The sequence below is a fragment of the Klebsiella grimontii genome (genome assembly GCF_900200035.1).
Taxonomy (GTDB): Bacteria; Pseudomonadota; Gammaproteobacteria; order Enterobacterales; family Enterobacteriaceae; genus Klebsiella; species Klebsiella grimontii.
This window is the reverse complement of sequence record NZ_FZTC01000020.1, coordinates 267,173-280,600: the sequence shown is the minus strand read 5'-3', so window position 1 is coordinate 280,600 and position 13,428 is coordinate 267,173. Positions and strand designations below refer to the sequence as shown.

The window sequence follows — 13,428 nt, the reverse complement described above, 5'->3', positions numbered from 1 at the left end:
GAGGATAAAATCAAAATGCATCGGGAAGAGTTTTCACGCTAACCTGTTGAACCAACATCATATAATGATTCGCAAGGATGCATGAAAGCAGGAAATTGGCTCCTCTGACTGGACTCGAACCAGTGACATACGGATTAACAGTCCGCCGTTCTACCGACTGAACTACAGAGGAATCGTGTGAACGGGGCGCATATTAACGATGACCATCCCCCTTGTCAAAGCCTGAATCACCTGCGCTTGTTCGTTTGCTGACAATTTCAACAGTGTGCCTGTTTTTCCGGCATTGGCCGGCCGGGTGCACCGTTGCAGTGCATTTATACCCCTAATGGGGCATACCGCAATCCGCTTACCGAGCAACAAAATCGCAGTTTGCTATCAGTATCCCTTATTACGCGGCCTGCAGCGGCATTTGCGTCTGTGGTAAAAAGCTGGCAAGCAAATTGCAAAACCTTCTGTATCTAAACGGCCAGTGTTGGTACTGGTGTTCCTTACAGGAGGCAAAATGAACTTAAGACGACTGAAGTATTTCGTGAAAATCGTCGATATCGGCAGTCTGACCCAGGCCGCTGAAGTCTTGCACATCGCACAACCGGCGTTAAGCCAACAGGTTGCGACCCTGGAAGGCGAGCTGGACCAGCAGCTGTTGATCCGCACCAAGCGCGGCGTCACGCCGACCGAAGCGGGCAAGATCCTTTACACCCACGCTCGCACTATCCTGCGCCAGTGCGAGCAGGCGCAACTGGCGGTCAACAACGTCGGTCAGACGCTAAGCGGCCAGGTGTCAATCGGTCTGGCGCCGGGGACGGCGGCTTCGGCCATTACCATGCCGCTGCTGCAAACGGTGCGTAATGAGCTGCCGGAAGTGATGGTCTATTTGCAGGAAAGCAGCGGAACGATCCTCAACGACAAGCTTATCGACGGTCAGCTGGATATGGCCGTGCTCTACGAACGCTCGCCGGTCGCCGGGATCGTCAGCCAGCCGCTGCTGAAAGAAGATCTCTACCTGGTCGGCACCCGGGATTGTCCGGGGCAGAGCGTGGATTTGACGGCGGTTGCGGAGATGAATCTGTTCCTGCCGCGCGATTATAGCGCCGTCCGCGCGCGGGTCACCGAAGCTTTCACCCTGCGTCGCCTGTCGGCAAAAATTATCGGCGAAATTGAATCCATCACCACCCTGACGGCGGCCATTGCCAGCGGCATGGGCGTCACCGTACTCCCGGAATCCGCCGCCCGTTCGCTGTGCGGCGCGGCTAATGGTTGGATGGCGCGCATCAGCACGCCGTCAATGAGCCTGTCGCTGTCGCTTAATATGTCGGCTCGCGGCAGCCTATCTCCGCAGGCGCAGGCGGTGAAGGAAATTTTGATGTCGCTGGTGAGTCGCCCGTCGCTGGAAAACCGTGAATTATTGTTAGTCAGTTAGGCTATATTCCTGGATGGAATAAGTTGCTGGTTTTTATTATTTGTTAGCAGGGACAACAGACTTTAACAATAGCGCCTATGTTATGTCTGATAGCCCGGAGGAAAGGGTGAACTTCCAGCAACTCAAAATTATTCGTGAAGCGGCCCGTCAGGATTACAACCTGACGGAAGTCGCCAATATGCTCTATACATCGCAATCGGGCGTCAGCCGCCATATTCGTGAACTGGAAGAAGAACTGGGGATCGAAATCTTTATCCGCCGCGGCAAACGTCTGCTGGGGATGACGGAGCCGGGCAAAGCGTTACTGCTGATTGCCGAGCGTATTCTTAATGAAGCCAGCAACGTTCGCCGCCTGGCTGACCTGTTTACTAACGATGCCTCCGGCGTCTTAACCATCGCCACCACCCATACCCAGGCGCGCTATAGCCTGCCGCCGGTGATTAAAGCCTTCCGTGAACTCTTTTCCGACGTGCGTCTTGAGTTAGTTCAGGGGACGCCGCAGGAAATTGAAGCGCTGCTGCACAACGGCGGCGCGGATATTGGTATCGCCAGCGAGCGTCTGAGCAACGATCCGACGCTGGTGGCTTTTCCCTGGTTCCGCTGGCACCACAGCCTGCTGGTCCCCAAAGATCACCCGCTGACCCAGGTGACGCCGTTAACCCTCGATGCCATCGCCCGCTGGCCGCTCATTACCTATCGTCAGGGAATTACCGGCCGCTCGCGTATTGACGAAGCCTTTAACCGTAAAGGACTGATGCCGGATATCGTATTAAGCGCTCAGGACTCCGACGTCATCAAAACTTACGTCGAACTGGGACTGGGAGTTGGGCTGGTAGCGGAACAGTCAGGCGACGCGCGCGAGTCTGATACCTTTACGCGTCTCGATACCCGCCATTTGTTTGACGCCAATACCGTCTGGCTGGGCCTGAAGCGCGGGCAGCTGCAGCGAAACTACGTCTGGCGCTTTATTGAACTGTGCAACGCTGGGCTGTCGCTGGAGGAAATTAAACGCCAGGCGATGGAGCCGGAAGAAGCGGCGATTGATTATCAGATTTAGCAGGATGATAAATCAGATATGAGATAGCAAACGAAGCTATAATTTATTCACGATTATCGCCACAAAGGAAGGGAAATTGTGCGGCGTGTGAAACTGCTTTGTTCTCTTATTATGATCCTCACCAGCCAGAGCGCTCTGGCGGTGAGCTACCCGTTGCCGCCGGAAGGAAGCCGCCTGGTGGGCAGTCCGCTGACCATCACTATTCCGCAACATAATACCCAGCCGCTGGAGGCCTTCGCCGCTCAGTACGGCCAGGGTCTGAGCAACATGCTTGAGGCCAACCCCGGCGTCGACGTATACCTGCCGAAATCGGGTTCCACGCTGGTGGTGCCGCAGCAGCTTATTCTGCCCGCCACGGTACGCCAGGGCATTGTGATCAACGTTGCAGAAATGCGTCTCTACTACTATCCACCTGAAGGCACAACCGTTGATGTTCTGCCGATTGGCATTGGTCAGGCAGGACGCGAAACCCCGCGTAACTGGGTCACCGCTGTGGAGCGTAAGCAAGAGGCGCCAACCTGGACGCCAACCGCCAATACCCGTCGTGAATACGCCAGTCGGGGCGAAAGCCTGCCCGCGTTTGTGCCGGCCGGGCCGGATAACCCAATGGGGCTGTATGCGATTTACATCGGCAGGCTCTACGCGATTCATGGCACCAACGCCAATTTCGGTATCGGCCTGCGCGTGAGCCAGGGCTGCATCCGCCTGCGTAACGACGATATCAAATACCTCTTTGATACCGTTCCGGTCGGAACGCGCGTGCAAATCATCGATCAGCCGGTGAAATATACCGTCGAGCCGGACGGCAGCCGCTGGGTTGAAGTCCACGAACCGTTGTCGCGCAACCGCGCGGAGTATGAATCGGACCGTAAGGTGCCGCTCCCGGTCACGCCGGCGCTTCAGGCCTTTGTGAAGGGGGAGGACGTGGATGTGAATCGCGCGGAGCAAGCGCTTGAACGCCGCTCCGGTATGCCGGTGGCGATTGGGCATTCAGCTATGCCGGCAGGTAGCGGATTTTAATCTTTTCCGCCACGCTGAACGGTTTCTGCGCGCCCGCGGGTGCCGGGCGCTATTGGTCGTCGTGGAGATTCATGTTGGGTATTTAGCTTCATCTCCTTGAGCTTAACCAAAGGGATGTTTTTTAAATGCGCTATGGGCTTCATATAATTCAGCAGCGGATTGAATATGATTAAAGTCTCCCGCATGAACCACGTGGGGGATCATCGACTGAATAAATGTCCAGATTACCGTACTCGTTACTGCCACCTGATCGGGGACCGCGGCCGCCGGACGGTTTTCCAGCAGGGTATTCCACTCCCTGCAGGCCGCCAGCAGCTGAATCGTGATGCGCTCTATCCACGGATTATGCTGCTTTTCCGCCGGGCGCAGGTTGTGTTCATACACGTTCTGCACCGCCTTTTCACCCGCGGCGAGAATAAAGCCCAGCGTTTGCAGATCGCTTGCCTGCGCCAGTGGATCGACCGGCAGCAGCTTGCGCGCCGGGGAGGCCTGGCCTTCAAAATAGGCCAGTATCAGCGACGAGTCCATCAGGCGAATTCCGTTATCCAGCAAAAGCGTCGGCGCTTTTACCGCGGGATTGATGCGGGAAAACGCGTCAAAGCTGCTGAATACCGACAGCGGGTGACTTTCAAACTCGACGCCGTAGAGTTCAAGAGAAATCGCCACGCGCCTGACATAAGGCGAATCCATCATGCCGATAAGTTTAATCATGATTCCTGTTTTCCTGTCTCTGTGAAATGACGCAACTCAATTCATTAATACGAATGGGGACTCAGTAGCGGCGGGTTAACGCTTCATCACCGGTGGTGAACAGACATTACAATAAATTGTGCATAGCGAATATCATCGGTATCTAACGGATCGGGTTAGTATTACTGACAGGTTGTTGGTCACGTATATTGAGTTAAGCTGCGGGAGTGAAGCATGTCGGATTTTCCACCTATTGCCAGTTTACGTAGTTTTGAAGCCGTGGCCCGGCTTGGCAGCGTGACGCTGGCGGCAAAAGAACTTCACGTTACGCATTCAGCCATCAGCCAGCAGATTAAAGTGCTGGAGGAGATGGTCGGCTTAAAGCTGTTTATCCGTCACGGTCGCGGCGTGCAGATTAATGAAGACGGGCGGCTCTATGCCTTACAGGTCCGCGAGGCGTTGCATCATATCGCTGATGCCACCCGGCTGGTGCAGGTCAAACCGAGAAGGCAGGAGCTGACGCTGGCGATGGTACCCTCCTTTGGTAGTCACTGGTTAGTGCCGCGACTGGAGCGGTTTCGGGCGACATATCCCCATATCTCGCTGCGCATACAGGCGAGTCTGGCGATCGCCAACATGCAGCAGGAAGGGATTGATATGGCGATCCGAATGGGCAAAGGCGACTGGGACGGAATGGAAAGCCATTATCTTTTCGCCGATGAGCTTATCGTCGTGGCCGCGCCATCCTATAACGACGGCGCGCTTCCCCGAACACCATCAGAGATAGCGAAGAGTAAAATTATCTTCTCGATGGAGTCGTGGAAAACATGGTGCGTTAATGCGGGACTTGAAAGAGAGATTGTGCCCGGCGGTTTGTGCATCAACGACTCGAACCTGGTTCTGGAGGCCGTCCGGCTTGGTAAAGGTATCGCGCTGGAACGCCGCTCGTTAGTCCAGAAGGCGCTCTGCAGAGGCGAACTGGTCCAGCTTACGCCTTTCACCGCCCCATATCCGTGGCCTTACTGGCTGGTGTCGCCACAGGCCGCTGAACAGAAAACCGAAGCCGTTCTGTTTAAGGCCTGGCTTGATGAGGAGGTTGCTGCATGGGGTCAACAAACTGACGCGCTGGAAAAGAAACATCCGCGAGACGGAAACCGTCGCTCCCGCCCGGAGGCGGGATACCCTGAGAACATTCATAACATGGGTGATGTCGATGAATAAAAATATTCTCCAGCAATAGAATTTGAAAAGGCGAGTGAAAATAATCTGGCTTAAAAACCGACCTTATAACGCGCTTTTGTCTTGTCGATACGCCTGATGCCTCTTCGGTTTTGTCGTCCGGTCGCCATCTCGCGCCATTAACGCTGCCCGGTTCCGTTTTACCGGCGCAGCGCGGGCGCTAAATACCGCTAAACCAGTTATAGCCCTGATCCTCCCAGTAGCCGCCGGGGTTGGTATCGCTGACGAAAATGGCGGCGATATGCTTGGCGTTTTTGAACCCCAGCTTGGTCGGCACCCGCAGTCGTAGCGGAAAACCATACTCCGCCGGCAGCGACTTACCGGCAAAATCCAGCGCCAGAATGGTTTGCGGGTGCAGCGCGGTGGCCATATCAATACTGGAATAATAGCGATCCGCGCACTTAAAGCCGACATAGCGCGCGTTGAGGTCGGCGCCGACATGTTGCAGGAATAGCTTTAGCGGTACGCCGCCCCATTGACCAATTGCGCTCCAGCCTTCAATGCAGATCAGCCGGGTGATCTGGCTCTGTTGCGGCAGACGCTGTAGCTGTTCCAGCGTCCACGGCGCTTTTTTCTCCACCTTACCGGAGACTTCCAGACGATAGTCGAACAGATCGACTTCCGGCGCGTTATATTGCGGATAAAAAGCGTTAAACGGAAAGGGGTGGGTAATTTGGTCCGGACGGTAAGTCTGGGCCAGGCGCTGGCCGCTGAACAGCCAGGACTGGACCCGATCGTTCCAGCGCGACATAGCCCACAGCACTTTGTCGACTTGATCGCCATCCTGCATGTTGCATCCGGTCAGCATCGCCACGCCTCCCAGCGTCAGCCCGGATCGCAGGAGTAATCGGCGCTGCACATTTACCAGCTGTTTTTTCTGATCCGGCTCGAGCGCGGGCGCCCGGCGGGTTGGCGCTTTACCCTTCATGTTTGCCTCCTGACAGCATGGCCCACAGGGTGGAAGGTACGATTAACACCATCAGCACATGGATAACGACGAACAGTCCGATGCCCGCCATGGCGCAGAAGTGGACATAGCGCGCGACAGGAAAACCGCCAAACAGCGCCACCAGCCAGTAGAGCTGTACCGGTTTCCAGATAGCCAGCCCGGAGAGCACCAGCAGCAGGCCGAGCGCCATAACGCCGAGGTACATAAGCTTTTGAATCGCATTGTAATGGCCGAGGCGGTGGTTCAGCCGCAGCGTTAAGGTCAGCCAGATATCCTGCCGGAGCGCGGCCAGACGTAGCGGCAGCAGGTCGCGGCGTAGATGGCCGCTGAACAGACTCCACAGCAGGTAGCAAACAGCGTTAACGACCAGCAGCCACATGACCGCCAGGTGCCAGCCAATCGCGCCGCCCAGCCAGCCGCCCAGGGTGAGGGAGGGCGGAAAGCGGAAGTCGAACAGCGGCGAAGCGTTGTAGATTTCCCAGCCGCTCATGAACATACCGATCATGGCGACCAGATTCACCCAGTGGGTGAGCCTGACCGGCCAGCGATGTACTGGCCGCGACGCGTTGGTTTTCATGCACGTCTCCTGGATTACATCGGCGGTACGGTGCCGTCTTTTCCGGCGGAAATGCGGGTGGCGACGCGTTCGCCTTTATCGTTAGTGGCGGAGAACAGCACGATATGCGTACCGGGCTTCAGCAGGCCGCGATCGCCGGGATTGATGGTCACTACCGGCGTATCGTCAGGGACGATGACGTTTTTTTGCCGATCGCCGTATTTAACGGTTAGCGTGCGGCCGTTGGCGTTTACCAGCTTGCCGATGGTGCCGTTGGTCATGGTGTTGATTTTACCGTCCGCGGACTCCCACGGAGAATGCCCTTCGCCCGTGCCGCGGAGGCTGGCGGCAAACACGTGTACTTCCAGCGCCTTCAGGCTACCGTCGGCCTGGGGGACCGCTGCGGTGCCGATAAAGCTGTCCGGCTTGATATCGTCGATCGAACCTTTGGCGACGCTAAAAACCTGCGTTTTGTCGTTGAGCTTTACGTCGACCTTTTCCCCTTGACGGTTGCTGATTTGCAGAGCGGTATCCGAGACCTGATCGATGGTGCCGCGCAGCGGCGTGATAGCTTTAGCCGGCGTCTGCGCCGCAGTGGCTATGCCGCTGCAGAGCATCAGGGTAGACAACAGTAAACCGGCAATACGATGGCGTGTATGCATGACATTCTCCTGTGATGGTTTGCCGGTTAAGCATGGCCAGGGGATCGGGACAACACCATGTCCGTTTGATGACATTAATGTCATCAAGCCGCGGCGCAGAAACTGTTAATCTGTCCGCAGACGTGAAGAGGTGGTAAGCATGCGCATATTAGTGGTGGAAGATGATATCGGGACCGGTAATTACCTGAAAAAGGGGTTAACGGAGGCCGGATACGGCGTTGATTTGGCGCGCGACGGTACCGACGGCTTATTTCGGGCGCTGGAGTATGGTTACGATGCGATAGTGCTCGACGTCATGCTGCCCGGGCTTGACGGCTGGCAGATTATTGATGTTTTACGCAAGAAAAGCGATGTGCCGATACTGTTTCTTACCGCCCGCGACGAGGTGCAGGACCGTATTCATGGCCTGGAGCTGGGGGCGGACGATTACCTGGTCAAACCTTTCTCCTTTACCGAACTGGTGCTCAGGTTGCGTACGCTGTTGCGCCGCGGAACCGTACGGGAATCCGATCGCTATGAAATTGCCGACCTGCATATTGATGTGCTGCGGCGCAGAGCCACCCGTCAGGACACCGTGATACCGCTGACCAACAAAGAGTTTATGCTGCTGCATCTGCTGGTCCGGCGTGAAGGAGAGGTGCTGTCGCGCACCATGATCGCCTCGCAGGTATGGGATATGAATTTCGACAGCGACACCAACGTGGTGGATGTGGCGATCAAACGCCTGCGCGCCAAAATCGACCGGCCGTTCGATATCAAACTTATTCATACCGTCCGCGGCATCGGCTACGTTTGCGAGGTTCGTTGATGAACGTGCTGGCTCGCCGTTGGCAGGCGACATCGCTGACGTTGCGAAGCGCCGTTCTGTTTGCCCTGGTTGCAGCGCTGGTGGTCAGCGCCGCTGGCGGATACTTATATCACGCCATGCGTCAGGAGATGATTCACCGTAGCGATCTGCAGGTGACCGGGCGCATAGAATATTACCGAAACGTACTCAGTAAACGCTTTCCGCTGGAGCGGCTGGTGGCGAACACCGGGATGTTCGAAAACATGTTGGGCAACGAGCAGGACGTTTTAATCTTTCGTATTCCGGGACAGGCGCCGTTAATTAATGTGAATCCTGCCAGGGTTCAATTACCGTCGGTGACGCCGACGCCGGCGGATCGTCCGCAGCGCCTGAATGAGGTACAGAGCGGAATGACCGGGCAGGGGGTTCCGCTGCGTGTGGCGTCGGGGCTGGTGACGCTGGAAGATGGCAGGGTACTGCAAATTTCTGTCGCGCATGTGATGGTAAATGAACAGAAAATGCTGGCGCGCTACCTGTGGCGCGTCATCGCGGCGGTGGCGGTGGCCTTTCTGGCGATTGCGCTGCTGGGCTACTGGGTGTTGCGTCGCGAGCTGCGGCCATTAAGGCGTATGGCCGCAGAGGCGGCGATCATCACGCCCAGTACGCTGGCGACTCGCCTGAGCGAACAGGACGCGCCGCAGGAACTGCAGCAGCTGATTGTCTCCTTCAACGCCATGCTCGACAGGCTCAACGAAGGCTATCAGCGCCTGACGCGGTTTTCCGCCGATCTGGCCCACGAGATCCGCACACCGATAGGGGCGCTAATGGGCCAGTGTCAGGTGGCGCTGTATCAGCCTCGCAGCGTGGAGGAGTATGAAACGTTGCTCTCCAGCAACATGGAGGAGTTGGAACGCATTTCACGCATGGTGGAAAATATTCTGTTTCTGGCGCGCGCCAGCCATGCGCAGTCGGTGCTGAACTGCCGGGAACTGGATATTGCTCAGGAGCTACAGCGTGTCGCGGATTATTTCGAGGGGCTGGCGGAGGAGCGCGATATTCAGCTGATTTGCGAAGGCGAAGGGCAGCTGTGGGCCGATGCGATGCTGTTCCAGAGGGCGTTAAGCAATCTGGTGGCCAACGCGGTTCGCTATGCCGATGAAGCGAGCCAAATCATCTTACGAGCCGGCATGGAAGAAAACCGACAGGTCATCCAGGTGATTAATCAGGGCCCGCCGATTGCGCAGGTACATCTGGAAAAGCTGTTTGAGCGTTTCTATCGCGCAGACGCCGCGCGCAGTAGCCATGCCAGCGGGCTGGGATTGTCGATCGTACGCGCAATTATGACTCTGCACGGCGGTGAGGCTCGCGCTCAGTGCCTGTCGCAGCAGCCGGGCGCGCAAATCGTTTTCAGCCTGATTTTCCCGAAACGCTCAGCGTAGCGGTAAACAAAAATCCCGCTTAGTTTCCATAAGCGGGCTTCTTAAATATGGCTCCTCTGACTGGGAGCGCCTTTGCCATTAACGGGCTGATTGAAAAGCTACATCCCGAAATTAGGGTTGTCGAGACTCTCTGAGTTGCAGGCGGGAGACCGAGAGAACGCCAGTGACGCGCGACAGCTCAGCATGCACTGTGCCAATACCTGAACGGCTTTTTCGGGACAGGTCGTAAAACGGTGAATCCCTTGCATGTTATTCACTGAAATAGCCGAATGCGTCTTCAGCTTTGCAGTAACGACGCATGAATCTCGTGTCCCATCTCTCCATAATCAATTTTATAGGTTTACACCTATATAGCATTTGACCTATATTGATTTGGAGGTCCCGTGTGGATGATTAAAACAACGGATACGTTTGAGCGCTGGTTTACCTCGTTCAACGATACCGATAGGGCCAGCGTGCTTGCAGCGTTGTTGGTCCTGCGAGAAAAGGGGCCGGGTTTGTCCAGACCTAATGCCGATACGCTGAGAGGCTCCCGCTACAGCAACATGAAAGAGTTGCGTATTCAGAGCCGGGGCGAGCCGATACGGGCATTTTTCGCTTTTGACCCGGCCCGTACCGGCATTGTGCTTTGTGCCGGTAATAAGGTTGGCAATGAAAAACGTTTTTACGATGAGATGCTCCCTGTTGCTGAGCGGGAATTCACGAACTGGCTGAAGACATTCAAAGAGAAGGAGTAACGCGATGGGCAGAACGTTGGAACAGCTGATGGCGGATGAAAAACCGGAAGTCGTGGCTGACGCCCGGGCTATGGCGGCGGACATCCTGCTCAACATTCACCTTGCAGAACTGCGTGAGAAAGTACAGAAAACGCAGGTCGAGATGGCGCAGGCGCTGGGCATCAGGCAACCTACCGTTGCAGGCATGGAAAAACCAGGCCGTGACCTGAAGCTTTCCACGCTTAAACGCTACGTTGAAGCCACCGGCGGCAAGCTACGTCTTGATGTTGAGTTGCCGGATGGTTCTCACTACGGATTTGAACTGTAAACCGTGAGCGGTTGAGCAGCGGAACGGTCAGCATGAAAAGCTCGACAAGGTGGCCTTCACGCTTTTGCTGATGCCCCTCCGGCGCAGCCCGGATACGGAAGCTGCACCGCATTTCGTTTATCCAATCCGCGGTAATTCTTTGAACCACCAAAACAGTTTTCTATTATCGGCCTTCTTTGTTACGCACTAAGCTCCCGCCGTTCTGAAAACGCTGGAACTGTCGACGGACAGCGAAGTCGGCATGACCATTAATAATGGCTGCCTGATTATTGAACCCCAGAAACGGCCCCATTATTCGCTTGAGGAACTGCTGGCGCAGTGCGATCCGCACGCCGAAATGAGCGAAGAGGATCGGGAATGGATTGATGCGCCTGCGGTGGGCAAGGAGATCCTGTAAATGGACAGAGGAGAAATCTGGCTCGTTTCACTGGATCCGATTGCAGGCTACGAGCAAAGCGGAAAACGTCCCGTGCTTATCGTATCGAAGGCATCGTTTAACAAGCTGACCCGGCTACCCGTTGTTGTTCCCATCACCAGCGGCGGAAACTTTGCTCGCACGGCAGGTTTCACCAGTTTCACTGGCAGGGGCAGGGACAAAAACGATTGGCGTTATTCGCTGCGACCAGCCCAGAACCATTGATATGGCTGCCCGGAATGGCATGCGGCTGGAAAGCATACCAGACGCTATGGTAAATGAAGTGCTTGCCAGGCTGGATGCTATTTTGAGTTAACGCCAGGATGCAGAAAAGCAAAAAGCCTGCTTCAAAAGCAGGCTTTTCAAATTTGGCTCCTCTGACTGGACTCGAACCAGTGACATACGGATTAACAGTCCGCCGTTCTACCGACTGAACTACAGAGGAATCGTTGTGGAGTCGTATCTTAGCGGCGAAAAAACTTTTGTCAAACATCTATTCGCCGTCCGTTGCTCAACTGGCGCATCCATCAACAAATTGTCGCCATTATCGACAATTTATCGGGAAAAATGCTTTGCAGGATTAGCTTTTCTCTATCATCATTTGAAATGTAGTTTCAACTTTTCTCACTAAGGTCTCCCTTGAACGTCACCGCCGCCTTACGCCAGTCCGTCGAACGCACGTCCTGGTTTAAAAAACGCAAGAGCTATCGCGTCCTTTACTGGCGTGAAATCAGCCCGCTTGCGGTCCCGATTTTGCTGGAAAACGCCTGCGTACTGCTGATGGGCGTGTTGAGTACTTTTTTGGTTAGCTGGCTCGGTAAAGAGGCCATGGCGGGCGTTGGCCTGGCCGATAGCTTCAACATGGTGATTATGTCCTTTTTTGCCGCCATCGACCTCGGTACGACCGTGGTGGTGGCGTTTAGCCTGGGCAAACGTGACCGGCGGCGGGCAAGGGCGGCAGCGCGCCAGTCGCTGGCGATAATGACCCTGTTTTCGATTATTCTCGCAGCCGTTATCCATGCTTTTGGGGCGGAAATTATCAATTTTGTCGCCGGCGATGCGACAGAAGAGGTGAAAGGCCTGGCGCTCACCTACCTTGAACTGACGGTATTGAGCTACCCGGCGGCGGCAATCGCCCTGATCGGCAGCGGTGCGCTACGCGGCGCCGGAACCACTAAAATTCCGCTGTTGATCAACGGCGGGATGAATATCCTCAACATTATCATCAGCAGCATCCTGATTTACGGCATTTTCTCGTGGCCCGGTATGGGGTTCGTCGGCGCCGGTCTTGGATTGACAATTGCCCGCTACATTGGTGCGGTGGCCACGATTTGGGTGCTAATGATCGGTTTTAACCCGGCGCTGCGCATTTCGCTGAAGAGCTATTTTAAGCCGTTTAACTTCGCCATTATCTGGGAAGTGATGGGTATCGGTATTCCCGCCAGCATTGAATCGGTCTTGTTCAACGGCGGCAAGCTGCTGACGCAAATGTTTGTCGCTGGGATGGGCACTAACGTGATTGCCGGCAACTTTATCGCCTTCTCGGTTGCCGCGCTGATCAACCTGCCGGGGAACGCCCTCGGTTCAGCATCGACCATTATCACCGGCCGACGTCTCGGAAAAGGGCAGATCGGCCAGGCAGAGCGTCAGGCGTGGCATGTCTTCTGGCTGTCGACCATCATTTTGACGGTGATTGCCTGGGGAACCGCGCCGCTTGCCGGTCTGATCGCCTCGTTCTATACCAGTGAAGAAGATGTCAAAGTGGTGGTAAAAGAGCTGCTGTGGCTGAACGCCTTCTTTATGCCGATCTGGGCAATGGCCTGGACGCTGCCGTGCGCCTTTAAAGGGGCGCGTGACGTGCGCTACACCATGTGGGTCTCAATGCTTGGCATGTGGGGCTGCCGCGTGGTGGCGGGCTATACGCTGGGGATTGTACTGGGGATGGGGGTTATCGGCGTTTGGCTCGGGATGGTGCTTGACTGGGCGGTGCGCGGCGTTCTGTTTTACTGCCGAATGGTCAGCGGGCGCTGGCTGTGGAAGTATCCGCGAACGAAAGCGCAGAGGGAAGAGACCAGTGCGCCGGCCAAAGAGAGCTAATTTCACAGAGCGAAGCGGGACTTTTCGCCCAAAGTGGAGAATTATTCGGCAAA

14 protein-coding genes, 2 tRNA genes and 2 pseudogenes are annotated in these 13,428 nt (G+C 55.7%); 12 read left to right on the top strand and 6 right to left on the bottom strand.

Translation table 11 applies throughout. The features are described 5' to 3' along the window. Nucleotides 1–96: 96 nt before the first annotated feature. Nucleotides 97–172, bottom strand: a tRNA-Asn gene (locus KOSB73_RS20100). A 330-nt stretch (nt 173–502) separates the two neighbouring features. On the opposite strand from KOSB73_RS20100, the gene nac reads away from it, so the two are divergent. The 3 genes from nac (at nt 503) to ldtA (ending at nt 3,497) form a co-directional block, all read left to right on the top strand. After that, nucleotides 503–1,420 (top strand): nitrogen assimilation transcriptional regulator NAC, encoded by a 918-nt coding sequence (gene nac, locus KOSB73_RS20095; protein WP_004132716.1) that lies wholly within the window; start codon nt 503–505, stop codon nt 1,418–1,420. Nucleotides 1,421–1,526: 106 nt separating this feature from the next. Continuing rightward, a complete protein-coding gene (cbl, locus tag KOSB73_RS20090) occupies nt 1,527–2,477 on the top strand; it encodes an HTH-type transcriptional regulator Cbl (RefSeq protein WP_004122262.1) in 951 nt (316 codons plus the stop codon). A gap of 78 nt (nt 2,478–2,555) precedes the next feature. After that, nucleotides 2,556–3,497, top strand: a complete 942-nt coding sequence (ldtA, locus tag KOSB73_RS20085) for a L,D-transpeptidase (RefSeq protein WP_049085815.1) — start codon at nt 2,556–2,558, stop codon at nt 3,495–3,497. A 102-nt stretch (nt 3,498–3,599) separates the two neighbouring features. On the opposite strand, the gene KOSB73_RS20080 is transcribed toward ldtA, so the two are convergent. Continuing rightward, a complete protein-coding gene (locus KOSB73_RS20080) occupies nt 3,600–4,208 on the bottom strand; it encodes a glutathione S-transferase family protein (RefSeq protein ID WP_032710991.1) in 609 nt (202 codons plus the stop codon). A 213-nt stretch (nt 4,209–4,421) separates the two neighbouring features. Between KOSB73_RS20080 and KOSB73_RS20075 the strand changes: the two genes are divergently transcribed. Continuing rightward, on the top strand, nt 4,422–5,408 hold the full coding sequence (locus KOSB73_RS20075; protein ID WP_098140873.1) for a LysR substrate-binding domain-containing protein: 987 nt from the start codon (nt 4,422–4,424) through the stop codon (nt 5,406–5,408). A gap of 178 nt (nt 5,409–5,586) precedes the next feature. Here KOSB73_RS20075 and KOSB73_RS20070 read toward each other — a convergent pair whose 3' ends face one another. The 3 genes from KOSB73_RS20070 to KOSB73_RS20060 are packed head-to-tail and all read right to left on the bottom strand — an operon-like array spanning nt 5,587 to nt 7,593. Next, complete coding sequence (locus KOSB73_RS20070; RefSeq protein ID WP_004132727.1) at nt 5,587–6,354, bottom strand: molybdopterin-dependent oxidoreductase; 768 nt, start codon at nt 6,352–6,354, stop codon at nt 5,587–5,589. Next, nucleotides 6,344–6,952: a cytochrome b/b6 domain-containing protein gene (locus tag KOSB73_RS20065; RefSeq protein WP_004132729.1), complete on the bottom strand. Its 609-nt coding sequence runs from the start codon at nt 6,950–6,952 to the stop codon at nt 6,344–6,346. Before KOSB73_RS20065 ends, KOSB73_RS20070 begins: the two co-directional genes overlap by 11 nt. A gap of 14 nt (nt 6,953–6,966) precedes the next feature. Further along, the gene (locus KOSB73_RS20060; RefSeq protein WP_004132731.1) at nt 6,967–7,593 is read right to left on the bottom strand and encodes a hypothetical protein; all 627 of its coding nucleotides are present in this window, start codon (nt 7,591–7,593) and stop codon (nt 6,967–6,969) included. A gap of 139 nt (nt 7,594–7,732) precedes the next feature. Here KOSB73_RS20060 and KOSB73_RS20055 point away from each other — a divergent pair, with 139 nt between their 5' ends. The 6 genes and pseudogenes from KOSB73_RS20055 to KOSB73_RS20030 all read left to right on the top strand — a co-directional run bounded on the left by KOSB73_RS20055 (nt 7,733) and on the right by KOSB73_RS20030 (nt 11,594). Next, a complete protein-coding gene (locus tag KOSB73_RS20055) occupies nt 7,733–8,401 on the top strand; it encodes a heavy metal response regulator transcription factor (protein WP_004132733.1) in 669 nt (222 codons plus the stop codon). After that, nucleotides 8,401–9,819, top strand: a complete 1,419-nt coding sequence (locus KOSB73_RS20050) for a heavy metal sensor histidine kinase (protein WP_049130931.1) — start codon at nt 8,401–8,403, stop codon at nt 9,817–9,819. The genes KOSB73_RS20055 and KOSB73_RS20050 overlap by 1 nt, the downstream gene beginning before the upstream one ends. 383 nt (nt 9,820–10,202) lie before the next feature. Beyond that, nucleotides 10,203–10,556, top strand: a complete 354-nt coding sequence (locus KOSB73_RS20045; RefSeq protein WP_004132737.1) for a type II toxin-antitoxin system RelE/ParE family toxin — start codon at nt 10,203–10,205, stop codon at nt 10,554–10,556. A gap of 4 nt (nt 10,557–10,560) precedes the next feature. Further along, the gene (locus KOSB73_RS20040; RefSeq protein ID WP_004132739.1) at nt 10,561–10,863 is read left to right on the top strand and encodes a helix-turn-helix domain-containing protein; all 303 of its coding nucleotides are present in this window, start codon (nt 10,561–10,563) and stop codon (nt 10,861–10,863) included. 193 nt (nt 10,864–11,056) lie between these two features. Continuing rightward, nucleotides 11,057–11,260: pseudogene (locus tag KOSB73_RS20035) on the top strand (AbrB/MazE/SpoVT family DNA-binding domain-containing protein); the annotation flags it as partial. Then, nucleotides 11,261–11,594, top strand: a pseudogene (locus tag KOSB73_RS20030) (type II toxin-antitoxin system PemK/MazF family toxin). 53 nt (nt 11,595–11,647) lie between these two features. Here KOSB73_RS20030 and KOSB73_RS20025 read toward each other — a convergent pair. Then, a tRNA-Asn gene (locus KOSB73_RS20025) sits at nt 11,648–11,723 on the bottom strand. A gap of 6 nt (nt 11,724–11,729) precedes the next feature. Here KOSB73_RS20025 and KOSB73_RS31510 point away from each other — a divergent pair. Together KOSB73_RS31510 and KOSB73_RS20020 are read left to right on the top strand one after the other, a co-directional pair. Further along, a complete protein-coding gene (locus KOSB73_RS31510) occupies nt 11,730–11,909 on the top strand; it encodes a DUF5951 family protein (RefSeq protein ID WP_219192691.1) in 180 nt (59 codons plus the stop codon). Nucleotides 11,910–11,917: 8 nt separating this feature from the next. After that, the gene (locus KOSB73_RS20020) at nt 11,918–13,375 is read left to right on the top strand and encodes an EmmdR/YeeO family multidrug/toxin efflux MATE transporter (RefSeq protein WP_004136541.1); all 1,458 of its coding nucleotides are present in this window, start codon (nt 11,918–11,920) and stop codon (nt 13,373–13,375) included. Nucleotides 13,376–13,428 lie beyond the last annotated feature (53 nt).